The 22,792-nt window shown below is 67.3% G+C and carries 20 protein-coding genes and 1 tRNA gene; 10 read left to right on the top strand and 11 right to left on the bottom strand.

From position 1 onward, the window contains the following. Position 1 precedes the first annotated feature (1 nt). The gene (locus VF557_03785; GenBank protein ID HEX8079307.1) at positions 2 to 472 is read right to left on the bottom strand and encodes a RidA family protein; all 471 of its coding nucleotides are present in this window, start codon (positions 470 to 472) and stop codon (positions 2 to 4) included. Between the two features lie 40 nt (positions 473 to 512). Here VF557_03785 and VF557_03780 point away from each other — a divergent pair, with 40 nt between their 5' ends. Both VF557_03780 and VF557_03775 read left to right on the top strand, forming a co-directional pair. Next, entirely contained in the window at positions 513 to 1,466 is a 954-nt protein-coding gene (locus tag VF557_03780; protein HEX8079306.1) for an ArsA-related P-loop ATPase, read from the top strand. After that, a complete protein-coding gene (locus VF557_03775) occupies positions 1,463 to 2,632 on the top strand; it encodes an ArsA-related P-loop ATPase (protein HEX8079305.1) in 1,170 nt (389 codons plus the stop codon). Before VF557_03780 ends, VF557_03775 begins: the two co-directional genes overlap by 4 nt. Positions 2,633 to 2,682: 50 nt before the next feature. Here VF557_03775 and VF557_03770 read toward each other — a convergent pair whose 3' ends face one another. Further along, positions 2,683 to 3,021: a WhiB family transcriptional regulator gene (locus tag VF557_03770; GenBank protein ID HEX8079304.1), complete on the bottom strand. Its 339-nt coding sequence runs from the start codon at positions 3,019 to 3,021 to the stop codon at positions 2,683 to 2,685. 275 nt (positions 3,022 to 3,296) lie between these two features. Between VF557_03770 and VF557_03765 the strand changes: the two genes are divergently transcribed. Beyond that, a complete protein-coding gene (locus VF557_03765; GenBank protein ID HEX8079303.1) occupies positions 3,297 to 5,810 on the top strand; it encodes a transglycosylase domain-containing protein in 2,514 nt (837 codons plus the stop codon). 75 nt (positions 5,811 to 5,885) lie between these two features. Here VF557_03765 and VF557_03760 read toward each other — a convergent pair whose 3' ends face one another. Continuing rightward, positions 5,886 to 6,338, bottom strand: coding sequence for a GatB/YqeY domain-containing protein (locus VF557_03760; GenBank protein HEX8079302.1), 453 nt, complete (start codon positions 6,336 to 6,338; stop codon positions 5,886 to 5,888). Between the two features lie 40 nt (positions 6,339 to 6,378). On the opposite strand from VF557_03760, the gene VF557_03755 reads away from it, so the two are divergent. The 3 genes from VF557_03755 to VF557_03745 all read left to right on the top strand — a co-directional run bounded on the left by VF557_03755 (position 6,379) and on the right by VF557_03745 (position 9,358). Next, complete coding sequence (locus VF557_03755; protein ID HEX8079301.1) at positions 6,379 to 7,284, top strand: metallophosphoesterase; 906 nt, start codon at positions 6,379 to 6,381, stop codon at positions 7,282 to 7,284. A gap of 97 nt (positions 7,285 to 7,381) precedes the next feature. Next, positions 7,382 to 7,455, top strand: a tRNA-Pro gene (locus tag VF557_03750). 325 nt (positions 7,456 to 7,780) lie between these two features. Next, on the top strand, positions 7,781 to 9,358 hold the full coding sequence (locus VF557_03745) for a hypothetical protein (GenBank protein HEX8079300.1): 1,578 nt from the start codon (positions 7,781 to 7,783) through the stop codon (positions 9,356 to 9,358). Between the two features lie 1,087 nt (positions 9,359 to 10,445). Here VF557_03745 and VF557_03740 read toward each other — a convergent pair. Beyond that, complete coding sequence (locus VF557_03740; GenBank protein HEX8079299.1) at positions 10,446 to 10,766, bottom strand: hypothetical protein; 321 nt, start codon at positions 10,764 to 10,766, stop codon at positions 10,446 to 10,448. Between the two features lie 269 nt (positions 10,767 to 11,035). Here VF557_03740 and VF557_03735 point away from each other — a divergent pair, with 269 nt between their 5' ends. Next, positions 11,036 to 11,467 (top strand): hypothetical protein, encoded by a 432-nt coding sequence (locus tag VF557_03735; GenBank protein ID HEX8079298.1) that lies wholly within the window; start codon positions 11,036 to 11,038, stop codon positions 11,465 to 11,467. A gap of 710 nt (positions 11,468 to 12,177) precedes the next feature. Next, the gene (locus tag VF557_03730; protein ID HEX8079297.1) at positions 12,178 to 12,828 is read left to right on the top strand and encodes a DUF899 family protein; all 651 of its coding nucleotides are present in this window, start codon (positions 12,178 to 12,180) and stop codon (positions 12,826 to 12,828) included. Positions 12,829 to 12,862: 34 nt separating this feature from the next. On the opposite strand, the gene VF557_03725 is transcribed toward VF557_03730, so the two are convergent. Beyond that, a complete protein-coding gene (locus VF557_03725; protein HEX8079296.1) occupies positions 12,863 to 13,237 on the bottom strand; it encodes a YchJ family metal-binding protein in 375 nt (124 codons plus the stop codon). A gap of 40 nt (positions 13,238 to 13,277) precedes the next feature. Then, positions 13,278 to 13,985, bottom strand: coding sequence for an RraA family protein (locus tag VF557_03720; protein HEX8079295.1), 708 nt, complete (start codon positions 13,983 to 13,985; stop codon positions 13,278 to 13,280). A gap of 68 nt (positions 13,986 to 14,053) precedes the next feature. On the opposite strand from VF557_03720, the gene VF557_03715 reads away from it, so the two are divergent. After that, entirely contained in the window at positions 14,054 to 15,976 is a 1,923-nt protein-coding gene (locus VF557_03715; protein HEX8079294.1) for an alpha-amylase family protein, read from the top strand. 46 nt (positions 15,977 to 16,022) lie between these two features. On the opposite strand, the gene VF557_03710 is transcribed toward VF557_03715, so the two are convergent. Further along, positions 16,023 to 16,733, bottom strand: coding sequence for a hypothetical protein (locus tag VF557_03710; protein ID HEX8079293.1), 711 nt, complete (start codon positions 16,731 to 16,733; stop codon positions 16,023 to 16,025). Positions 16,734 to 16,844: 111 nt separating this feature from the next. Between VF557_03710 and def the strand changes: the two genes are divergently transcribed. Then, positions 16,845 to 17,384 carry a peptide deformylase gene (gene def / locus VF557_03705; protein HEX8079292.1) on the top strand — a complete coding sequence of 180 codons (540 nt, stop codon included), beginning with the start codon at positions 16,845 to 16,847 and terminating at the stop codon, positions 17,382 to 17,384. A gap of 56 nt (positions 17,385 to 17,440) precedes the next feature. Here def and VF557_03700 read toward each other — a convergent pair whose 3' ends face one another. The 4 genes from VF557_03700 to VF557_03685 form a co-directional block, all read right to left on the bottom strand. Beyond that, positions 17,441 to 18,520 (bottom strand): aspartate-semialdehyde dehydrogenase, encoded by a 1,080-nt coding sequence (locus VF557_03700; protein HEX8079291.1) that lies wholly within the window; start codon positions 18,518 to 18,520, stop codon positions 17,441 to 17,443. Then, the gene (locus VF557_03695) at positions 18,517 to 19,785 is read right to left on the bottom strand and encodes an aspartate kinase (protein HEX8079290.1); all 1,269 of its coding nucleotides are present in this window, start codon (positions 19,783 to 19,785) and stop codon (positions 18,517 to 18,519) included. Before VF557_03695 ends, VF557_03700 begins: the two co-directional genes overlap by 4 nt. 132 nt (positions 19,786 to 19,917) lie before the next feature. Beyond that, on the bottom strand, positions 19,918 to 21,267 hold the full coding sequence (gabT, locus tag VF557_03690) for a 4-aminobutyrate--2-oxoglutarate transaminase (protein ID HEX8079289.1): 1,350 nt from the start codon (positions 21,265 to 21,267) through the stop codon (positions 19,918 to 19,920). Between the two features lie 46 nt (positions 21,268 to 21,313). Then, complete coding sequence (locus VF557_03685) at positions 21,314 to 22,744, bottom strand: gamma-aminobutyraldehyde dehydrogenase (GenBank protein ID HEX8079288.1); 1,431 nt, start codon at positions 22,742 to 22,744, stop codon at positions 21,314 to 21,316. Positions 22,745 to 22,792: the final 48 nt, after the last annotated feature.

The raw sequence follows: 22,792 nt of genomic DNA, 5'->3' as shown, positions 1-22,792 counted from the left end.
GCTAACCGACCTCGACGATCAGCTCGACCTCGACCGGCGCGTCCAGCGGCAGGGCCGTCACTCCGACAGCGGACCGGGCATGCGCGCCGGCTTCGCCGAACACCTCGCCGAGCAGGTTGGAGGCGCCGTTGACGACGGCCGGCTGGCCGGTGAAGTCGGGGCTAGAGGCGACGAAGCCGACCACCTTGACCACCCGGACGACCGAGTCGATGCCGACCAGGGCATGCACCGCCGCCAGCGCGTTGAGCGCGCAGGTCCGGGCATAGCCCACCGCGTCCTCGGGCGTGACTTCGGCGCCCACCTTGCCGGTGGCCTGCAACACGCCGCCGACCAGGGGCACCTGGCCGGAGGTGAACACGAGCTGGCCGGTGCGGATCGCCGGGATGTAGCTGGCCACCGGGGCCGGCACGGGGGGTAGCTCGATACCCAACTCGGCCAGCCGCTGCGATACGGAATTTTTACCGGAGTTCATAGCGGGAAACCTACCCTCTCAGAGTTTGTAGGCTGGGTTTGTGGCTACCGATGAGCAAACGCCCCGGCTGCACGTCGTCACCGGCAAGGGCGGCACCGGCAAGACCACGGTCGCCGGCGCGCTGGCGCTGGCGCTGGCCGGGCAGGGCAAGCGCGTGCTGCTGGTCGAGGTGGAGGGCCGGCAGGGGCTGGCGCAGCTGTTCGACGCGCCGCCGTTGCCGTACTCCGAGACCCGGCTGGCCGCCGCCGGCCGCGGTGAGGTGGTCGGCCTGGCGGTCGATGCCGAGGCCGCGATGCTGGAGTACCTGGAGATGTTCTACTCCATCAAGCGGGCCGGCTCGGTGCTGCGCAAGATGGGCGCCATCGACTTCGTGACCACCATCGCGCCGGGGCTGCGGGACGTGCTGCTGACCGGCAAGGTCAAGGAGGCGGTGACCCGCACCGAGCGCACCGGCCGTCCGAGCTTCGACGCCGTGGTCCTCGACGCGCCGCCGACCGGACGGATCACCCCGTTCCTGCAGGCCACCCACGAGGTGGCCGGGCTGGCCAGGATGGGCCCGATCCACCGGCAGAGCCAGGGAGTCATCGAGCTGCTGCACTCGGCCCAGACCCAGGTGCACATCGTCACATTGCTGGAGGAGATGCCGGTGCAGGAGACCCTGGATGCCGCCGCGGAGTTGCGCGCGGCCGGTTACCGGATCGGCCGGCTGCTGGTGAACCGGGCCAGGCCGGCGCTGATCTCGGCCGGCCGGCCGGGAGTGGCGCTGCTGGCCGAGGGGCTCACCGCGGCCGGGCTGGACGCGGCGCTGGCGCCCGCGCTGGCGGCCGAGGTCCGCGACTACGGCCGGCGTCAGGACGTGCAGGCCCGGGCCGGGGCTGAGCTGGAGCAGGCCGGGGCGCCGATCACCCGGTTGCCGGAGCTGCCGCCGCCGCTGGATCTGGGGAGCCTGTTCGAGCTGGCCGAGGCCCTCGACGTCCGGGCGTGGTCGGCATGAGCCCGCGGGCCCAAGCGCCGGTGCTCGACGTCGACCGGCTGCTGAAGGATCCGGAGCTCAAGGTGCTGGTGACCTGCGGCAGCGGCGGGGTCGGCAAGACCACCACGGCCGCGGCGCTGGCGCTGCGGGCGGCCGAGCAGGGCCGCCGGGTGGTGGTGCTGACCATCGACCCGGCCCGCCGGCTGGCTCAGGCGCTGGGGCTGACCGAGCTGGACAACACCCCGCGGGTGGTGGAGGGCGTCGGCGAGGGCAGCTCCGGAGCGTTGCTGGCCATGATGCTGGACATGAAGCGCACCTTCGACGAGGTGGTCAGCGCCAACACCACCCCTGCCAAGGCCGAGCAGATCTTCGCCAACCCGTTCTACCAAACGGTGTCGGCCTCGTTCGCCGGCACTCAGGAGTACATGGCGATGGAGAAGCTCTCCCAGCTGCGCGCCCAGCTGGTCGAGCACGGCGAGTGGGATCTGATCGTGGTGGACACCCCGCCGTCCCGCTCGGCGCTGGACTTCCTGGACGCTCCGCAGCGATTGGGCCGCTTCCTGGACGGCCGGATGATCAAGCTGTTCACCGCGCCGGCCCGGGCCGGCGGCAAGGCATACCTGAAGATGGTCTCGGCGTCGTTCACGATGTTCACCAGGATCATGAACAAGATCCTGGGCAATGACCTGCTGCTCAACGTCTCGGCGTTCATCGCCTCGCTGGAGACGATGTTCGGCGGCTTCCGGGAGCGGGCCGAGCAGACCTACCAGCTGCTCCAGGCTCCCGGAACCGCTTTCGTGGTAGTGGCATCGCCTGAGCCCGATGCCTTACGGGAGGCGTCCTTCTTCGTCGAGCGACTGCAGCAGGACGACATGCCGCTGGCCGGCGTGGTGCTCAACCGGATGCGGGTGACCAGGGTCGGGCTGAGCGCTGCGCGGGCCGCCGAAGCCGCCGAGCGGCTTGCCGAGTCGCCGGATCAGAGCAAGGCCGTGCGCCTGACGGCGGCCGCGCTGCTGATGCATGCCGAGAACGACGAGGCGGCGAGGTATGACCGTTCGATGATGGCCCGGTTCGGGGCGGCACATCCAGATGTGGCTCAGCAGCAGGTGCCGGCGCTGGCCACCGACGTGCACGACCTGGAAGGTTTGCGAGCGGTCGGCAACGCGCTGGCCGGAGCGCCGGGGTAGGCCGGCGGATCAGGCAGCCCGGATCAGACAGGCAGGTCAGGAGTGGGTGGTCAGCGAGCCCGCATGGCAACTGACGGGGCGTATTCCTCGGACCGCTGCACCGTCTGAAGGAACGTCCGCCATGAGCCGACATCGGGCCGGCGACGCAGCAGGGTGCGCCGCTCGCGCTCGGTCATGCCGCCCCACACGCCAAACTCGGCCCGGCTGTCGAGGGCGTCGGCGAGGCAGTCGACGCGCACCGGACAACCCATGCAAATCGTCTTTGCCTTGTGCTGTGCCGCGCCCACGACGAACAGGGTCTCGGGGTCGACATCCCGGCAAGCGCCGCGCGAGGCCCACTCCGGATCGCCGGTGACTCTGGGCCGCTCGGTCAAACGTGATGCGCTCATGCATGCCCCGCTTCTGGAAAACTTCACACGAACAAGATGTCGACTACAACCCGGACGGTAGGTGATCACCAACCGATGGGCAAGAGTCTGATATGAGATTGAATCTTTTCCCACTGAGTACTGGTAAAAGCGCAATGTCACGATGTAGTGGATGGGGCACAGCCAGTGATCAACTGCGGCCTCACAAGGACAATCGGCAACGCGCCAGTCAACCTAAACACTGTTAAGAACTGAAAAACCGGACCTGGAATCCACCTCGCGTAGTCTTAGCGCTTATGGCACGTGCTACTGGGCTGACTGTCCTCTCCAAGCTGGGCCGGTTGATCGGCCTGCTGGTCATCGTCGGCGTCCTCGCCGCAGGTTTGCTGCTGCCCTACATCGGCGGCATGGGTGTGGCCGCCAAGGCCGGCGCCGACAAGTTCCTCGGCACCCAGTGCAGCCTCATCGAAGAGCCGGTGCAGCAGCGCACCACCATGTACGCCAACGACGGCAAGACGGTGATCGCCACCCTGTTCGACCAGAACCGGCAGGTCGTTCCGCTGGCCCGGATTCCCAGGTCGGTCACCAACGCGCTGATCGCCACCGAGGACCGGCGCTTCTACTCCCACCACGGCGTCGACCTGCGCGGCCTGGTGCGGGGCGCGCTCAAGACTTCCAGCGGTGACACCCAGGGGGCCTCGACCCTTACCGAGCAGTACGTCAAGCAGGTCCGCTTCTACCAGGCCAACACCGAGGCCGAGCGGGCCGCGGCGATCGACCAGAACATCGATCGCAAGATCCTGGACGCCCAGTGCGCGCTCAAGCTCGAACAGGACAACAGCAAGCACCAGATCCTGGAGAAGTACCTCAACATCGCCTCCTTCGGCCAGAACTCCTACGGCATCGCCACCGCTGCCCAGACCTTCTTCGGCGTCGACGTCGGCAAGTTGACGGTGCCGCAGGCCGCGCTGCTGGTGGGACTGGTCAAGGCTCCCACCGACCTGGACCCGTTCAACCACCCGCAGGCGGCTCGGGACCGGCGCGATCTGGTGATCACCAACATGGCCAACCAGAAGTACATCAGCGAGGCCGAGGCGACCCGGGCCAAGGCGAGCCCGCTGCGGCTGGCGCCACGCGCTCCGGTGCCGCGCGGCTGCTCGTTCGCCAACCCGAAGATCAAGAATGTCGGGTTCTTCTGCGACTACGTGACGGACTGGCTGACCAGGGTCGGCGGCCTGAACCAGTCGAAGGTGAACACCAGCGGCTTCAAGATCATCACCACTCTGGACCCGCGCCTGCAGAACCAGGGCCAGGACGCGATCTGGACGCAGAGCGGGCTGAACCCTTCCAAGGGCCACGGCTACCTGCTGGCGATGCCGTCCATCACGCCGAGCACCGGTGCGGTCACCTCGATGATCACCGATGTCAGATACGGCGTGAAGAAAGGCAATAGCGGCTATTCGGTCGACAAGCTGTTCACCAAGGCCTATGCCGGCGCCGGTTCCACCTACAAGTACTTCACCGCGCTGGCCGCGCTGAAGGCGGGCGTCCCGCCGAGTTTCACGCTGACCACCTCGAACAACGAGTGGACCACCAAGAACTGCCCGCTGCAGGATGACAACAAGCCCTACGTCTCGAAAAACGTGGGCGACTTCCCCGCCACCGCGACCCTGGAGCGGGCGCTGCCCGCCTCATCCAACACCTTCTTCGTGGCGATGGAGGATCAGCTTTTCGGCTGCGATATCTCGCCGATCGTCAACACCGCCACCAGCCTGGGCATGAACTACCTCAACGGCCCGCAGCTGGACTCCGACGGCAAGCCGACCGGCCGGACGATCGCGCAGTCCATCATCGGCAGCCGGCAGCCGACCTTCACCCTGGGCCAGGACTCGACCTCGGTGCTGGAGCTGACCGGTGCGTTCGCGGCGCTGGCCAACGACGGGGTGTTCTGCCCGCCCAAGCCGGTCCGGTCGGTCACCGACAGCACCGGCAAGCCGGTCACGCTGAAGGCGCACGCGGGTTGCAGCCGGCAGTTCACCCCGTACGTGGCACGCACCCTGGCCAACATCATGACTGACGACACGACAAAGGGGCACGGCACGGCGACCCGGTTCTTCTACGACTGGTACAACCAGGGCGGCAGCGAGGTCGCGGGCAAGACCGGCACCAACAACAGCAGCAAGTTCGACCCGGTGACCAGGAAGTTCGTCGATGACGAGGGCAACTCGGCATTGTGGTTCGTCGGGATCACCCCGAACCTGGTGTCCACGGCTGCCGTGGTGAATCCGGAGCGGCCCACCCAGCGGATCGCCGGCGTGCCGGGCATCACCGAGTTCAACTCCGGCACCGACACCTTCGGCGCCTCGGCGTCGAAGTTCTGGAAGATGGCCTTCGGCCCCACGCTGCTGGCCCAGGAATGGACGTGGCCGAGCGTCGAGTCCACCCCCGGCAACCCGGTGCCCTCGGTGACCGGGATGGACCAGGGTGAGGCCATCAGCTACCTGGCCTCGCAGGGCTTCGTCGGCAAGGCGCTGGCGGTGCCGTGCGGCAGCCGGGAACGGCCGGGCAACGTGGCGTTCTACTCCCCCAAGATCGCCGAGCCGGGCGCCACCATCTCGCTCTGCATCTCGACCGGCGTTCCGCCCGAGGTGTACGAGCCGCCCGTGTTCCGGCCCTGGGTGCCGCCGTCGAGCTCGTTCTCGCCGCCGCCGCCCCCGCAGACCTCAGCGGCGCCCCCGACGCCGACCCAGCCGGCGCCTCAGCCGTCGGCCACCAAGCCGGCCAATCCCAAGCCGACCAAGCCTCGGTAACCCTGCGGCAGGCGCGCGGTGCGGGCCGGCGGTCAGGAGAGCCGACGCTGACCGGCGCGCTGTACGGGCTGGCGGTCAGGAGAGCCGGCGGCGCACCTCGTCCGAGAGCCGCTTGCCGTCAGCCCGGCCGGCCACCTTCGGGGTCAGCAGCTTCATCACCTGGCCCATCTGGCGCGGCTCGGTGGCGCCGGACTCGCGCACCGCGTCGGTCACCAGCTCCGCCAGCTCGGCGTCGGTGAGCTGGCGAGGCAGGTAGCGGTTGAGCACGGTCTCCTCGGCGACCTCCCGGGCGGCCTGCTCGGTCCGTCCGGCCGACCCGAACGCCTCGGCTGCCTCGCGGCGCTTCTTGGCCTCGCGGCCGATCACCTTCAGCACCTCGTCGTCGGTGAGCTCGCGGGCGCTGGAGCCCGAGACCTCCTCGGTGCTCACCGCGGTGAGCAGCATCCGCAGCGTCGCGGTGCTCAGCTCGTCGCGGCCCTTCATCGCGGCGGTCAGGTCGGCCTTCAGCTGTGCCTTGAGCTCGGTCATGGGTTCAGGCTAGTTGCGGGCCGCCCGTAGTCTGAGCCGCATGTCCGCACTGCGCCGCAGCCTGATCGCCACTGCCGTGGCCGGCGCGGCGACGGCCGGCTACGGCGGCCTGATCGAGCGCAACCTGTTCACTCTGCGCCGGTTCGCGGTGCCGGTGCTCGATCCGGGCAGCCCGGCGCTGCGGGTGCTGCACCTGTCGGACCTGCACCTGACCGCGGCGCAGCAGCGCAAGCAGGCCTGGGTGTCGCAGCTGGCCAGGCTGCGCCCGGACTACGTGATCAACACCGGCGACACCAGCTCCGACCCGGACGGCATTCCGGCGATCCTGCGGGCGCTGGGGCCGCTGTTCGACTTTCCGGGCGCGTTCGTGCCCGGCAACAACGACTACTACGTCCCGATACCGAAGAACCCGGGCAGGTACTTCCTGCCCAACAAGGTGGGCGACCTGCAGGGCCGACGCCGGATGCCCTGGGACCAGCTGGCGGCCGCGATGGCCGTCCGGGGCTGGCTGGATCTGACCCACGTCCGCACCACGGTGCAGGTCGCCGGGCTGCCGGTGGCCCTGGCCGGCACCGACGACCCGCACCTGCGGCGGGCCCGGTACGCCAAGATCGCCGGGCCGGCTGATTCTGACGCCGCCGTCCGGATCGGGGTCATCCACTCACCGGAGCCGGCGCTGCTCGGGGCCTTCGCCGGCGACGGCTATGACCTGGTGCTGGCCGGGCACACCCACGGCGGCCAGATCCGGGTGCCGTTCGGGCCGGCGATCGTCACCAACTGCGGCATCGACGTGCGCCGGGCGCGCTGGCTGCACCCGTGGGATGACCGGATGTGGTTCAACGTGTGCGCCGGGCTGGGCACCAACCCGTTCATGCCGTTCCGGATCGGCTGCCGTCCGGAGGCGGTGCTGCTCACCCTGCTGCCCCGGGACGCCGTGCGCCGCTGAGCCTGGGCGTCCCGGTCTCTGGCCGATCGCCCCATGCTTGGCCAGATCCCCGATTCTGACGAGCGGAGCGGCTCGGCTATGCTGGAGCGGTTGCAGCCGGGGTGTGGCGCAGCTTGGTAGCGCGCTTCGTTCGGGACGAAGAGGCCGTGGGTTCAAATCCCGCCACCCCGACAGACGGATACCTTGGCGTGCTTACTCGAACTCTGGGCGGTGTGCGCACCCGATAAGCAGAATGTGGACCACAAGCGTTGCTAGCGGCGTTCTGCAAGTGCCCAGGTATCGATCGATCTGGCGATGTGGCGCACGGGTATGTGGGCTGGCGGTGGGCTGGTTCTCGCGGCTGACCAAGAATGGACTAAGTAGCGGAGTCGCCTCCTAACAAAGCATTGCAGATGACAGCGAGGCGCGTCATGCTCGTCATATGCCTGGCGACGGCCAGCAAGACCCACGGAACGATGCAGCCTCATGGCGGGGGTGGTTCCGTGAGCGATCTTCGATGGTTTACCCCCGCGAGGACACCACGCCATCTGATCGCGCGGGCACGGACCCAGAGAAGCCTCAAGAAAGTAAGGGTGGCTCTACGGCGGAACCCGGCCTACAGCCAGGCGATGCAGATGAGAAGCATCAAGCATGGCTCGATGAGGAAAAGCTGGATAGCGCATCTAAGTGGGCTGCCGGTGGATTCACAACGCTTATCGCTCTCCTGACATTCTTTGGACTGAAGGACCAGGCGCTCGATCAGGCTCTTCGCCGTAACCCAATACCTACTCTCTGCGTCTTCCTGATGCTTGGGATCGGAGTCCTTTGTTCGCTGTTCGCCGGCACCATAGCGCCGTTCGTCCGTGTGCGCCTGTGGGCATTATTGCTTGCTATCATGACGTTGCTTTGCATAACCGCTACTGTGCTGCCCAATCTGGTACTCCCTGGCCGAGAGCCGAACTCACTTGGGCTGGCTGGTTGTGCGATCCTCGCACTGCTTCTGATGCTCGGGGCTGCGCTGTGCCTGGCCAAGGCATACGACGAAGCCCAGAGCCGGCGTCCCTATCGAAAGATTCTTAGCACCGGAATAGGGTTCTTGGTGGCCGCTGTCGTAGCAGTGGTATTCGCAGCATTTCTGACGACGACTACGGCTGCCTACACGGTGCTGGGAGGTATGGCGCTAGTTGTCGCGATAGTTTGGGCGTTCGCCAATCCTCGGGCATCGCTACCTGCAACGGCAACCATCGTTATCCTTGGCGTCGCTGCCACTTCGCTTGGACTGTATGGTGCGTTCAAGGTGACTGTCGAGTCCAAGATGTCGCCGGTCGAGCCGAAAATCTCTGCTTGGCTGGAGGAAACGGCAGGCCGAGACAACATCAAAATCGCAGCAGCCGCTTCAAGATCGCGAGATCGCCGCCTTGAAGTGATCGTCTGGGGGAAACTTCGCCAGGGAGAGTCACCAACCGGCGCGGATTTGGCGTGGTCAGCCGAGCGCGCTGAGCCACCCTCAGACAAAGATGAAGGCAGTTCTCTTACTTGTAAACCGGCGACGCATGAGGTGTCATCGGCCGCCGCTGTTCCATCAAGTGTCACAGAGATCTGGCGCGGCGTGCTTCAGCCCGACGCCTTTGATGAAATAAATACAACGCTAACGGTGCCCATTGTGCCGACCCGATGGGAACTGGTCGCGGTGGGGTACCGAGAGCTGGAGAAGTATGAGAAGGTATTCTGCGCAACGCGTACTCATGCAATAACCGTTCTGCAACGGCGCAACGTTATGGGTGACGTTGGAACAGAGATGGATGGCACCATCTCCGCTGACGGGGCCCGAAATCTCAAGGTCGAGGTTGCCGGACGAAACATTCCGTGGGGCAAGTGGGTGACTCTAGAGCTTTGTCGAACCAATCGTGCGGGGCACACATTGCATCTCGCTACCGAAACGCTAACCCCACATACCACCGGCGAAATCTCATGGTCAGCGTCAGTTCCGTCCGGCCGCGTGGGAGAGGGACTCGTCCTGCGGTATAAGACGTGCAACTCCGACGGCAAGGAGTGCACCCAGATGAAGCCACTGGCAGAATACAATGTCTCTTGACTAAGACACTTTTCAAGTTGTAAAGAGAGCTGAACCTTCAACTCTCATTACTGGATACGGGAGGTTGAAACCGGCCGGCCATATTAAAAGCACGTGCAGGCTACACTTCGAGCTTCTAAGACGCTTGTCTATTGATCTGTTCTGGATAATTGAAATACCGCGCTACAAGCTCGACAGATGATACTTGTGATGCCTATTCGAACACACAATGGGCGTAGTGGGTTGATTTAGAGCGACGAGCCGCTGCAGAGTGACTGGCTCTGGTTGGGCGTATCGCCACATTGCGCGAGTGTGGCTTCTGGTGCTGAACCAAACGAGACTGCCGCCGCCACTCACCAATAAAGCGGTTAGCTCATGGCTATCTTTCGAGTCGTCAACAGAATGGCTGCCGCTGGCCAGCGTAACCATCGTGACGATTTCCCGCCCATTTCCCTGCACACATATTATCTCACGTCGAACGGTGTAGATATACCGTTCGAAATTAAAACCCTATACGTGGATTTTGTTTTCAATTTTGTGTCCCGGTTCCATGCTATTGATTGGTGGCGTGTCGACCTGAGCAATGGGATGGACCGGCCTGGTCATTGCCATTGCGCTCACGGCACTGACCAGTGCGCTCAGTGCGGGACCGGCTGCCGCAGCGGCGTCGTGCGGCTTGCCCAGGTCGTTAGGCGGATACTCGATAACCGCATGCATTGGTGGCTCCGCCCCGGACGGCAGCTACACCTACGGATATATCTACATCACACTTCCGGCTGGTCATGCCCCTTGTACGCTTCAGGGCAAAGATCGGCGACGAGCTCAACCCGTCGGATGGCATCACGAAGACGTGGCCCTGTCCATCAGGCGCACCCGTCGACTCCCGTCACGATATCGGCTTATGGCCCTACTCCAATTTCTTCACCCGGGCCGCTATTCTGTCCGCCAATGGCACCACAATTGTGTCCGCATACAGTCACAATTGACTCTTACGGTATAAGGCAGTCTGCTAGCCATTGTAGGCACTTCGACCACCACTTAAAGAGCCTCATTCCTCACCATGGCGCCCCAGAGAGGTCGTGGGGCTACAGGGTGAACGGCTCTCCGCTCAAGGGCCGAACCTCGAGTCGCCTTCCGGACGGATTCCACGTTCTGCGAAACGGTGACGCGACCCCTGAACGAACGCGATCACCGTTTCAACGATGGCTGAGCTGTCGCGCACCGCAGTCAATTCGAGGTCGTTTAGGCCCAGAAGGCTGACTATCACCTCGTCGTCATAGTTTCGCGCAAGGTGGAACTGCTCACCGTCACCTCTGGTCAGCAACCATTCCCCCGTTGCCCTGTCATAGTTCGTCGGCAGGCGTGATCCCTCTGCCTCCAGAACGTGGTTCAGGCGCGTGCAGAGCTCATCGAACGCATTGTCAGACATTTGGCAATTCGCTCCTCGTTGCCGGTAGTGCCAGATGAGCTTCTCGCCCGGCTCACGAGTGCGGCCGACCACGCCGGGGGCCGGTGCGCAGATTCAGCAGCCCATCCTTCAAGCCTCACTAGTACTCGGTGACACACGGGCAGCTGACTCGGAGTGCTGTGGTGGTAAAAGGCGTCTTGCCGTGCGCAATATCAACTGTTATCTTCCATTACAGACATCCTGTACTAATGGGTTTTATCTTCCTCCGACCCGCTTGACTGGGAGTTTCCATGATCAGATTACTTTACAATCCCAGAGGGAATCGCGGCAGCAGAGCCGTTGGCTTGCTCAGTGCCCTCGCGCTCACGACGCTGGGCAGCGTGTTCAGCGCGGGACCGGCTGACGCAACGGGGTCGTGCGGCACCCCCAGCACGTCAGGCGGATACTCGGTAACCGCATGCGGCGCCTACGGCCCGGACGGCAGCTACACGGGATGGCTCTACGTCACACTTCCTGCTGGTCATGCCAGCTGCACGATTCGCGGCAAGGTCATCTACGCGTACACGACGAGTGGCTACGCCCAGTCGTGGCCCTGCCCTGCAGGCGCGATCACCAACGTCCGTTACGACATCGACTTCGCAGCCAACGGCGAGGCCATCACCTCGGCCGGCATCCGGAACAGCAGTGGCTACTCAATTGTGAACGCAAGCAGCGACTTCTGACCTTTACGGTATGCCAGTCTGCTATCCGATGCAGGCACGCTCGACCACCGCTAGAGGCCTGATTCTTCACAATGGCGCGCCGGAGAGGTTCGGCGCGCTGACAACCCAACCTAAACCTTTCGGTCTGTTTTCGATGCGGCGACGGCCAAGTACCGTCCTGTGCGAAACTTCAAGTACACCAGGTACGGCCCCCGCCACTCGAAGAAATACTCTCCCCGACATCGCGTTGCGACCTGATCCCTGAAGTGGGGATGGCAGAATCGGCGCCGGCATACAGTGGGTTGGGCCGCGGTCAATCCCTATTACGGCTACCGTTCATACCCGGAACGGGTGGTGATCCTTGCGTGTGTTGTCATGGGCAAACTGGCTGACTTCCGGGTGCGCGATCGGGCTACTCGCCTGGCTTGGATTCCATCGCCGCAGACTTGAGAGGTGGGTCAGTTGGCTTCCGTTGACACTGATTCCCGCCCTGATCGCGATTGGCTCCGGTAAGCCCCTTTGGATTTTTGTCTCCACATCGGCACTCCTGCTCTACTGCGCCATCGGGGCTCGGATAGTGGCCTGCAGGAACGTCTCGGGGGACGCCCGGTAAGGCTTCCGAACCGTGGAAGCGATAGCGCGGAAGTTTGAATGAGGGCGTCCTGAGTCAGTCCCCTGACCAGCCCGCCACCAGACACTGACTGTCGGAGCCTGGGTGCACAATTGGCCCCATGGAGAAACAGGACACTCTCACCGCCAAGCCCGAGATCGTCTCCGCCGAGGAGTGGCAGCGGGCCCGTGATGAGCTGTTGAAGGCCGAGAAAGAAGTCACCCGCCTGCAGGACGCGCTGGCCGCGCGGCGCCGCCGGCTTCCGATGGTCGAGTTCGACAGCGGCTACACCTTCGACACGCCGGCCGGTCCGAAGACCCTGCTCGAGCTGTTCGAGGGGCGCGGCGAGCTGGTCATCTACCAGTTCATGGACAACGGCCCGGACCACTACTGCCCTGGTTGCACCTGGCTCACCAACAACATCCCGGTGAGCGCGTTCCCCGCCCTCGCCGAGCGCGGGGTCACCTGGGTGACGGTGTCGAACATGCCGCTGGCCCAGATCGAGGCGTACAAGAAGCAGATGGGCTGGACCCTGCCGTTCGTCTCATCACACGGCACCTCGTTCGCCGAGGACTGCGGGGCCGACGGCGGCTTCCTGCTCAGCGTGTTCCTGAGCGACGGCGACAAGGTCTACCGGACCTACAGCACCACCTCGCGCGGCGTGGACCGACTGGTCTTCACCAACCACCTGCTCGACCACACCCCCTACGGCCGGCAGGAGGACTGGGAGGACTCGCCACCCGGCTGGCCGCAGCACCCCACCTACGGCTAGCCACGCCGGTTCCGCGACGCAATCTGACGGGCAGTCAGACCGAGCCCAGGTAGCGCCAGTCGCCATGGTCCCGGACGAACCGGCTGGTCTCCCGCACCCGCCCGGAACTGCCGTCCGCCCGGCGGTAGCGCGCGGTGAACTCGACCGTGCCGGCCTGTTCCAGCAGGCCGCCGCCGGTGTGGCCGGTGATGAACAGCCCGGTCCAGGTCAGCTCCGGATCAGCCAGCGGACCGGCCGGCCGAGTGTCCGGGTGCCAGGTCTCAGCGAGGAATCGCTCGTCCCCGTAAGCAAAAGCGCAATAGCGGGCCCGCATCAGGGTCTCGGCGGTCGGCGGTGTCGCCTCGCCCCGGTGGTAGCGACCGCAACAGGCGTCATACGCCTCGCCGAAACCGCACGGGCAGCTGGTCATCCGGCCACCCGGCCCGCGGGCTCTCCCAGGCCGGGCATGCTCACTCCTCGATGGCGCCGTGCACGGCGCGCAGGTGCTCCCGGAACGTCAACGTGGGGTTCTGCTTGCGTGCGGCGAGGTAATCGCCGAACCCCACCTGCTCGCGCAGCGACTCACCGGCGCGCATCCGGTCGGCCTGGCCGCGCTCGGTGTCCCGGATCGACTCGGCGATGTCGAAGACCTCCTCGGCCCGGCTGAGAGGCACGAACAGCACCCCGTCATCGTCACCGAGCACCAGATCGTCCCGGGTCACGAGCCAGTCGCCGACGTTGGCGGCTTCCAGGGCGTCCGGCGGCCGGGTCCCCGGACTCAACGGCCCGGTCGGGATCGCTCCCAGGCTGAAGACCGGCAAGCCGATCGTCCGGATGTCGACGGTGTCACGGTGCAGTCCCCAGATCACCACGCCCGCCAGGCCCGCAGAGGCCGCCTCCAGCACCACCAGGTCACCGACGCACGAGGCATCCCGACGGCCGCCGTCATCGACCACCAGCACCTGCCCCGGCGAGGCCCCTTCCAGCGCCTCCAAGAAGATGTCGACGCTGCCGACATGCCGGGCCGGCAGCGCCTGGCCGGCCAGCCGGTCACCGGCCACCACCGCCTTCACCGCGGCCGGCGCGCACCGCACCGGCACCTGTGCCCGGACGCACGCGTCAGCCAGGTGGGCGGTGGTCAACCCCGCGAACCGCTGCCCGAGCTCTTCCGGATCCATGCACGCCTCCTCGTCCGGCGAACCCGGCCGCCGTTGGCCGGATCCCCTTGATCGAGGACGATAGCCCCATGCACAGCTCGCAACAGCCCACCGGCGCCCTGCCCGCATCGGCCGCCGCCGCCGTCGAGTCCCGGCTGGTCGAGGCCGTCGGCAGCGCCGGCGCCGAGCTGTTCCTGCTTCGCCTGCAGCGCTGGTGGCCGGACCTGCACGACGGGCTGGCAAGCGTCTACGGCACCCGGGCCGAGGACACCGCGGTGCGCCTGATCGAGCTGGCCGCCGACGCCTACGCCGCCCGGGAGCCCGAGCTGAAACGCCTGGACCTGGTGCGCAGCCTCGAGCCTGACTGGTTCCAGCAGCCGGACATGATGGGCTACGCCGCCTACGCCGACCGGTTCGCCGGCGACCTGGCCGGCGTCAGCGAGCGGGTCGAATACCTGCGCGAGCTGGGCGTCACCTACCTGCACCTGATGCCGCTGCTCCGCCCGCGCGAGGGCGACAGCGACGGCGGCTACGCGGTGGCCGACTACCGCGACGTCCAGCCCGGGCTGGGCACCATGCGGGACCTGCGCGCGCTGGCTCACACCCTGCGCGAGTCCGGCATCAGCCTGGTGCTCGACCTGGTGCTCAACCACGTCGCCCGCGAGCACGAGTGGGCCCGAGCCGCCCGGGCCGGGGACCCCAGGTACCGGGCCTACTTTCACACCTACGCCGACCGCGAGCTGCCCGACGCCTACGAGTGCACCCTTCCCGAGGTCTTCCCGGATTTCGCGCCCGGCAACTTCAGCTGGGACGAGGAACTGCAGGCCTGGGTGTGGACGACGTTCAACTCCTTCCAGTGGGACGTCAACTGGGCCAACCCGGACGTGTTCGTCGAGTACGCCGACATCCTGCTCTTCCTCGCCAACGTCGGCGTCGAAGTGGTGCGGCTGGACGCGATCGCCTTTCTGTGGAAGCGGCTGGGCACCGACTGCCAGAACCAACCCGAGGTGCACGCCATCACCCAGGCGCTGCACGCGTTGACCCGGATCGTCTGCCCGGCGCTGCTGTTCAAGGCCGAGGCGATCGTCGGGCCGGCCGACCTGGTGCACTACCTGGGCCAGGGCCCGCATTACGGCAAGGTCAGCGACCTGGCCTATCACAACAGCCTGATGGTGCAGATCTGGTCGATGCTGGCGAGCGGCGACGCCAGGCTCGCGGCGCGCGCGCTGGGCACCCTGCCGCCGGCGCCCTCGACCACCGCCTGGATCACCTACCTGCGGGGTCACGACGACATCGGCTGGGCCATCGACGACGGCGACGCCGCTGCCGTCGGCCTGTCCGGGCACGCGCACCGCGCCTTCCTGTCCGACTACTACGCGGGCCGGTTCCCCGGTTCGGCCGCGCGCGGGCTGGTCTTTCAGTCCAACCCCGCCACCGGTGACCGGCGGATCAGCGGCACGTCCGCCAGCCTGGCCGGCATCGAGGCCGGCGATGAGCGCGGCGTCGCGCGGGTGCTGCTCGGCCACGCGCTCACCTTCGGCTGGGGCGGCATCCCGGTGATCTGGTCCGGTGACGAGCTGGCGATGCCCAACGATCCGGACTGGGCGGCCGAGCCCGGCCACGGCGGCGACAACCGCTGGACGCACCGGCCCCGCCTGAGCGAGGCCGACCTCGAGCGCCGAACGGATCCCACCACGGTGGCCGGTCAGCTGTTCGGCGGCCTGCGGGCGCTGATCCAGGCCCGGGCCCGGGTTCCGCACCTGGACGCCTCGGTCAGCAGCGAGATAGCGCCGCTGGCCGACCCGGGAATCCTGCCGGTGCTGCGGCGCCACCCGCTGGGCGCGCTGCTGGGGCTCTACAACGTCACCGACAGCTGGCGGCCGTTCCCCTGGTGGCGGCTGGACGAACTGGCGATCACCGACCCCTGGGACGCGCTGTCCAACACGGGAGTGAAAGCCGGCGAGGACGGCAACGTCTGGCTCGCCCCGTACCAGGCGATGTGGATCGTCTGATCAGCCCGAGTTCGCCCAGCCGCACTGAGCCGGGTCCGCCTGCCGCTCAGGCCGCCTTCGATTTCCTGTCCACCTCGGCGAGCAGCGCGTCCCACCAGGTCGTCATCGCGGCGATCGCGTCGTAGGCGCCCTGCTCCAGCTCAGCGCTGTCGATCGGCTCACCGGTGGCGCCGGCCGGGCCGGGCTCGTCGACGAATGCTGCCAGGCCGTCCTTGTGTCCCTGTTCCACGCCCTCGTCGAGGTGGATGTCGTGGAACTTCTTGATCAGCGATCCCTGGTATGCGACGTCCCGCCGGGCACAGATCTCCTCACAGATCGCGTAGAAGACCTGGTGCTCGAAGATGGCAGCCGTCTCGGTGGCGTACAGCGCACCCAGAGCACGCGAGGCAGCGGGCCCGGACAAGTCCCGGACCTTGACGAAGAAGTCGCTGGTGGGCGGAAACTCCTGCCGCTCGTCGACATCGGTGCCGATGAGCCGCATGGCTCGCCGGTACATCGCGGCGTGGCCGTTCTCCTCCTCCATGTTTCGCTGCAACTCGATCGCGACACCCGGGTTCGCGAGCTTGGCCGTCGCGTCCCTGGCGACCCCGAGCAACTCGACGTTGGTGAAGGAGAACTGGTAATGCTCCATGACGAGCCATTCCAGGACCTCGGTGCTCAGGCTCGGCAGCCGAGCGAGCAGCGTCGACTTCACCCGATCAGTGAACTCGTCGTTGACGACGTCGATCCGCTCGGACAATCGCATCGCAGTGACCATGATTGGCGTCCTTTCGTGTGGGCGCCGTGCCCGGTCAACTGTCTACCAGATCGGCCTGACAGCCAGATCGGCCTGACAGCCGACCGAGGACCCCGCCTAGAATCAGCGACCATGTCAGGTCGCGCCCGTCCGGTGGTCATCGTCGGCAACCCGGTTCTGCACACCCCCACCACTCGGGTCACCGACTTCGACGAGGCGCTGGCCAGCTTGATCGAGGACATGTTCGCCACCATGTACGTGGCCGAGGGGGTCGGGCTGGCCGCCACCCAGATCGGCGTCGGGCTCTCGGTGTTCGTCTATGACTGCCACGACCATGCGGGCGTCCAGCACAAGGGCCACCTGGTGAACCCCCGGATCATCGCCACCGCGGGCCCGGAGGACAAGAGCGACGAGGGCTGCCTATCGGTGCCCGGCCCGTACGCCGAGATCGCCCGGCCCTTTCAGGTCACGGTGGCCGGGCAGGACCTGCGGGGCGAGCCGGCCGAGGTCACCGGCACCGGCTTTCTGGCCCGCTGCCTGATGCATGAGACCGAGCACCTGGCCGGCACCCTCTACATCGACCACCTGAACCGGCGCCGGCGCAGCCGGTTGCTGCAACAGATCGAGCCGTACCCGTGGAACGGGCCGCTGCCCGAGGTGCAGCCCTCCTAGGCCGCCGCGCGCCTCAGTCCGGCCGCTGGGCCCGATTCAGCTTCGCTGGGCCCGATTCAGCTTCGCTGGGCCGCGATCAGCTCCGCGATCTGCACGGTGTTGAGCGCCGCGCCCTTGCGCAGGTTGTCATTGGACACGAACAGCGCCAGGCCACGCCCGTCCGGCACGCTGGTGTCCTGCCGGATCCGGCCGACGAAACTGGGGTCCTGGCCGGCGGCCTGCAGCGGCGTGGGGATCTCGCTGAGCGCGACGCCCGGCGCGGCGCCGAGCAGCTCCAGCGCTCGGGACACCGACAGCGGCTCGGCGAACTCGGCGTTGATCGACAGCGAGTGCCCGGTGAAGACCGGCACCCGAACGCAGGTGCCCGACACCTTCAGGTCGGCGATGCCGAGGATCTTGCGGCTCTCGTTGCGAAACTTCTGCTCCTCGTCGGTCTCGAACGAGCCGTCGTCCACGATCGAGCCGGCCAGCGGCAGCACGTTGAACGCGATCGGACGCCGGTACTTCACCGGCGCGCCCAGGTCGAGCGCGGAGCCGTCGTGGGTGAGTGCCGCCGCCCCGGAGCCGGCCTTCTGCAGCTGCGAGTCGAGCTCGTCCACGCCGGCCATCCCGCTGCCCGAGACAGCCTGGTAGGTCGAGGCGACCAGCCGGGTCAGCCCGGCCTCGGCGTGCAGCGGCCGCAACACCGGCATCGCCGCCATCGTGGTGCAGTTCGGATTGGCGATGATGCCCTTGCGCACCTCGCCGAGCGCCTCGGGGTTGACCTCGCTGACCACCAGCGGGACGTCGGGATCCATCCGCCAGGCCGAGGAGTTGTCGATCACCGTCACGCCGGCGGCGGCGAATTTCGGCGCCAGCAGCTTCGAGGTCGAGGCGCCGGCCGAGAAGATCGCGATGTCCAGCCCGGCCGGGTCGGCGGTCTCAGCGTCCTCGACGACGACGTCGCGGCCCTGCCATTCCAAGGTGGTGCCGGCCGAGCGGGCCGAGGCGAAGAACCTGATGTCGGCGACCGGGAAGCTCCGCTCGATCAGGATTTGGCGGACCACGGTGCCTACCTGGCCGGTGGCGCCCACCACGCCGATCCGCAGACCGGGCTGGGCCGAGGGCGGGTTGGCAGCCGGTTGAGAAGTGGTCATCGACCGGTCCCTCCGTAGACGACGGCTTCTTCGTCCTCGCTGCCGAGCCCGAACGCGTCGTGCACGGCGCGCACCGCGACGTCGAGGTCGGTGTCGCGGGTGACCACCGAGATCCGGATCTCGGACGTCGAGATCATCTCCACATTCACCCCCGCGTCGGCCAGCGCGGCGAAGAACGTCGCCGACGTGCCTGGGTGCGAGCGCATGCCGGCCCCGATCAGCGACAGCTTGCCCACGTGGTCGTCATAGAGCAGCTCTTCGAAGCCGACCTGCTGCTGCACCTTGGTCAAGGCTTGCACGGCGATCGCGCCGTCGGTCCTGGGCAGCGTGAACGACACGTCGGTCCGGCCGGTGCCCTTGGTCGAGATGTTCTGCACGATCATGTCCAAGTTCAGCTCCGCCTCGGCGAGCACCTTGAACAGCGCCGCGGCCTGGCCGGGCTTGTCCGGCACGCCCACCACGGTGACCTTGGCCTCGCTGCGATCGTGCGCGACGCCGGAGATGATGGCCTGTTCCACGGTGAGATCCTCCATAGCCCCGGCGACGAGCGTGCCCGCCAGGTTCGAGAACGACGAACGGACATGAATGGGGACGCCGTAGCGCCGGCCGTACTCCACGCAGCGAAGCATCAGCACCTTCGCCCCGCAGGCGGCCATCTCGAGCATTTCCTCGTAGCTGATGGTGTCCAGCTTGCGCGCGTTGGGCACGATCCGCGGGTCGGCGCTGAACACCCCGTCGACGTCGGTGTAGATCTCGCAGACCTCGGCGCCCAACGCGGCGGCCAGCGCGACGGCGGTGGTGTCCGAACCGCCGCGGCCCAGCGTGGTGATGTCCTTGGTGTCGGGCGAGACGCCCTGGAAGCCGGCCACGATCGCGACCCGGCCCGCGGCCACCGAGCTCTCCACCCGGCCGGGGGTGATGCTCTGGATCCGGGCCCTGCCGTGCACCGGGGTGGTCAGCACCCCGGCCTGCGAGCCGGTGAAGGACTCGGCGGAGTATCCGAGCGAGTGGATCGCCATCGCCAGCAGGGCCATCGAGATCCGCTCGCCGGCGGTGAGCAGCATGTCGAACTCGCGGCCCGAGGGCACCGGCGCGACCTGCTCGGCCAGCGCGATCAGCTCGTCGGTGGTGTCGCCCATGGCCGAGACCACGACGACCACGTCATGGCCCGCGCGCCGGGTGGCGACGATCCGCTCGGCGACCCGCTTGATCCGCTCCGCGTCAGCGACCGACGAGCCGCCGTACTTCTGCACGACGAGTCCCAACGTGTTTCCTCCAGACAGGCGTCCCCCGGCAAACGGTGACCCGGCAAGTCTAAACGGCCGGTGACTGCGGCACTGCACCCGCGAGTTCCGCTCGGGTGCGTCAGGCAGCCACCCGACGGCGTGCGCAGCAGCTCAGAGGGCGGTGGCGAAGGCCTGCTCGAGAATGTCGAGGCCCTCGTTCAGCAGCTCGTCGCCGATGGCCAGCGGGGGCAGCAACCTCAGCACGTTGCCGTAGGTGCCGGCGGTCAGCGTGACCAGCCCCTGGGAGTGGCAGTAGACGTTGACCTTGCCGGTCAGCACGCTGTTCGGACTCAGGTCACCGGCGCCGGCCACCATCTCGATCGCCAGCATCGCGCCCCGGCCCCGGATGTCGCCGATCTGCTCGTACTTGGCCGCCAGCTGCTGCAGCCGCGGCACGCACAGCGCCTCGATCTGCTTGGCCCGGGCGTTGAGGTTCTCGGCCTTCATGGTCTCGATGGAACCCAGCGCCGCGGCGCAGGCCACCGGGTTGCCGCCGTAGGTGCCGCCCAGGCCACCGCTGTGCACCGAGTCCATCACCTCGGCCCGACCGGTCAGGCCCGACAGCGGCAGCCCGCCGGCGATGCCCTTGGCGGTGGTGATCAGGTCGGGCGCCACGTCCTCGAACTCGCAGGCGAACCAGTCGCCGGTGCGGCAGAAACCGGTCTGGACCTCATCGGCGATGAACAGGATGCCGTGCTCGGCGCACCAGTCCGCCATCCGGCGGACGAACCCGGGCGCCGGGACGATGAAGCCGCCCTCGCCCTGGATCGGCTCCAGCAGCACCGCGGCGGTGTTGTCCTCACCGATCTGGGCGTGCACCAGGCTGGTGAACTGCTCGAAAGCCTCGTCCGCGCAGTTCTCCGGCCCGGTCGGCCAGCGGAACGGGTAGGCCATCGGCACCCGGTAGATCTCGCTGGCGAACGGCCCGAACCGGTGCTTGTACGGCATGTTCTTCGCCGTCAGGGCCATCGTCAGGTTCGTCCGGCCGTGGTAGGCGTGGTCGAAGGCCACCACCGCCTGCCGCCCGGTGTACGAGCGGGCCACCTTCACCGCGTTCTCGACCGCCTCGGCGCCGGAGTTGAACAGCGCCGAGCGCTTCTCGCCGCTGCCCGGGGTCAGCTCGTTGAGCGCCTCGCAGACGGCCAGGTACTCCTCGTACGGGGTGACCATGAAGCAGGTGTGGGTGAAGTCGGCGGCCTGGGCCTGGATCCGCTCGACGACCCTGGGCGCGGCGTTGCCGACCGTGGTCACCGCGATGCCGGAGCCGAAGTCGATCAGCTGGTTGCCGTCGACGTCGACCAGGACGCCGCCGCCGGCCCGCTCGATGTAGACGGGCAGCCCGACGCCCACCCCGGCCGACACCGCGCTGGCCTTGCGCCGGTGCAGCTCGGCCGAGCGCGGTCCCGGGATCGCGGTCCTGAGGATCCGCTGCTGCTCGATCGGGGCGGGGCCTTCGGTCATGGCGGTCTCCAAGTCTGCGGGCTTGCCCCTGATTCTAGAGCCGCCCTCAGAAATCGATGTTGTGCATGACGTGCTTGATCCGGGTGTAGTCCTCCAGTCCGTACATCGACAGGTCCTTGCCGTAGCCAGAGTGCTTGAAACCGCCGTGCGGCATCTCGGCGACCAGCGGGATGTGGGTGTTCACCCAGACGCAGCCGAAGTCCAGCCGGCGCGAGACCCGCATCGCCCGGCCGTGGTCGCGGGTCCACACCGAGGACGCCAGGCCGTACTCGACGCCGTTGGCCCACCGGATCGCCTCGTCCTCGTCGGTGAAGGCCTGCACCGTGATGACCGGGCCGAAGATCTCGGTCTGGATCTGCTCGTCGTCCTGGCGCAGCCCGGACAGCACCGTCGGGGAGTAGAAGTAGCCGGCCTCGCCCTGCTGGTGGCCGCCGGTCAGCACCGTGGCGTGCTCGGGCAGCCGGTCCACCAGGCCCGAGACGTGCCGCAGCTGGTTGGCGTTGTTCAGCGGCCCGTACAGCACGTCGTCGTCATCGGCGGCGCCGGTCTTCGTGGAGTTGGCCTGCTCGGCCAGCGCTGCGGCGAACTCCTCGGCGAAGCCGGCCGGGGCCAGCACCCGAGTCGCGGCCGTGCAGTCCTGGCCGGCGTTGAAGTAGCCGGCGACCGCGATCGCCTCGGCGGCGGCCTCGACGTCGACGTCGTCGAACACCACCACCGGCGCCTTGCCGCCCAGTTCCAGGTGCACCCGCTTGAGGTCCTTGGCCGCGGCCTCGGCCACCTGCATGCCGGCCCGGGGCGAACCGGTGATCGAGACCATCGCCGGGGTGGGGTGGGCGATCAGCGCCCGGCCAGTGTCGCGGTCACCGCAGACGACGTTGAACACGCCGGGCGGAAAGAACTCGGCGGCGATCTCGGCCAGCAGCACCGTCGAGGCCGGCGTGGTGTCCGACGGCTTGAGCACCACGGTGTTGCCGGCGGCCAGCGCCGGGGCGAACTTCCAGACCGCCATCATCATCGGGTAGTTCCACGGCGTCACCTGACCGCACACCCCGACCGGCTCGCGCCGGACGTAGGAGGTGTGACCGGCCATGTACTCCCCGGCCGAGCGGCCCTCCAGCACCCGGGCCGCGCCGGCGAAGAACCGGATCTGGTCCACCATCGGCGGGACCTCCTCGCTGCGGGTCAGCCCGATCGGCTTGCCGGTGTTCTCGCTCTCGACCGCGATGAGCTCCTCGGTCCGCGACTCGACCGCGTCGGCGAACTTCAGCAGCGCCTGCTGCCGCTCGCTGGGGGTGGTGTCGCGCCAGCTCTCGAAGGCGGTCGCCGCCGCCTGGTAGGCCCGGTCGACGTCCTCGGGGCCGGACACCGGCGAGCTGAGGTAGACCTGCCCGGTTGCCGGATTCGTCACGTCCAGGGTGCGTCCGTCGGCGGCCGGAACCTGCTCACCGTTGATGAAGTTGGTTAGCGAGCGCGTCATTGCGTACCTTCCGGTTGCTCTTCAGCGGTTTGGACAACGATTTCAGTA

Origin of the sequence: Jatrophihabitans sp., assembly GCA_036389035.1 — a bacterium.
Lineage (GTDB): Bacteria > Actinomycetota > Actinomycetes > Mycobacteriales > Jatrophihabitantaceae > Jatrophihabitans_A.
The sequence above is the reverse complement of the archived record's forward strand: the minus strand, read 5'-3'. Positions and strand labels throughout refer to the sequence as shown.

Excerpts from the sequence above, each read along its gene's own strand:
- VF557_03775 (HEX8079305.1), top strand. The coding sequence starts at position 1,463 with ATGAGCCCGCGGGCCCAAGCGCCGGTGCTCGACGTCGACCGGCTGCTG.
- VF557_03685 (HEX8079288.1), bottom strand. The coding sequence starts at position 22,744 with ATGACGCGCTCGCTAACCAACTTCATCAACGGTGAGCAGGTTCCGGCC.
- VF557_03745 (HEX8079300.1), top strand. The coding sequence starts at position 7,781 with ATGGTTTACCCCCGCGAGGACACCACGCCATCTGATCGCGCGGGCACG.
- VF557_03785 (HEX8079307.1), bottom strand. The coding sequence starts at position 472 with ATGAACTCCGGTAAAAATTCCGTATCGCAGCGGCTGGCCGAGTTGGGT.
- VF557_03735 (HEX8079298.1), top strand. The coding sequence starts at position 11,036 with ATGATCAGATTACTTTACAATCCCAGAGGGAATCGCGGCAGCAGAGCC.
- VF557_03710 (HEX8079293.1), bottom strand. The coding sequence starts at position 16,733 with ATGGTCACTGCGATGCGATTGTCCGAGCGGATCGACGTCGTCAACGAC.
- def (HEX8079292.1), top strand. The coding sequence starts at position 16,845 with ATGTCAGGTCGCGCCCGTCCGGTGGTCATCGTCGGCAACCCGGTTCTG.
- VF557_03765 (HEX8079303.1), top strand. The coding sequence starts at position 3,297 with ATGGCACGTGCTACTGGGCTGACTGTCCTCTCCAAGCTGGGCCGGTTG.
- VF557_03700 (HEX8079291.1), bottom strand. The coding sequence starts at position 18,520 with ATGACCACTTCTCAACCGGCTGCCAACCCGCCCTCGGCCCAGCCCGGT.
- VF557_03720 (HEX8079295.1), bottom strand. The coding sequence starts at position 13,985 with ATGGATCCGGAAGAGCTCGGGCAGCGGTTCGCGGGGTTGACCACCGCC.
- VF557_03755 (HEX8079301.1), top strand. The coding sequence starts at position 6,379 with ATGTCCGCACTGCGCCGCAGCCTGATCGCCACTGCCGTGGCCGGCGCG.
- VF557_03740 (HEX8079299.1), bottom strand. The coding sequence starts at position 10,766 with ATGTCTGACAATGCGTTCGATGAGCTCTGCACGCGCCTGAACCACGTT.
- VF557_03725 (HEX8079296.1), bottom strand. The coding sequence starts at position 13,237 with ATGACCAGCTGCCCGTGCGGTTTCGGCGAGGCGTATGACGCCTGTTGC.
- VF557_03770 (HEX8079304.1), bottom strand. The coding sequence starts at position 3,021 with ATGAGCGCATCACGTTTGACCGAGCGGCCCAGAGTCACCGGCGATCCG.
- VF557_03715 (HEX8079294.1), top strand. The coding sequence starts at position 14,054 with ATGCACAGCTCGCAACAGCCCACCGGCGCCCTGCCCGCATCGGCCGCC.
- gabT (HEX8079289.1), bottom strand. The coding sequence starts at position 21,267 with ATGACCGAAGGCCCCGCCCCGATCGAGCAGCAGCGGATCCTCAGGACC.
- VF557_03730 (HEX8079297.1), top strand. The coding sequence starts at position 12,178 with ATGGAGAAACAGGACACTCTCACCGCCAAGCCCGAGATCGTCTCCGCC.
- VF557_03760 (HEX8079302.1), bottom strand. The coding sequence starts at position 6,338 with ATGACCGAGCTCAAGGCACAGCTGAAGGCCGACCTGACCGCCGCGATG.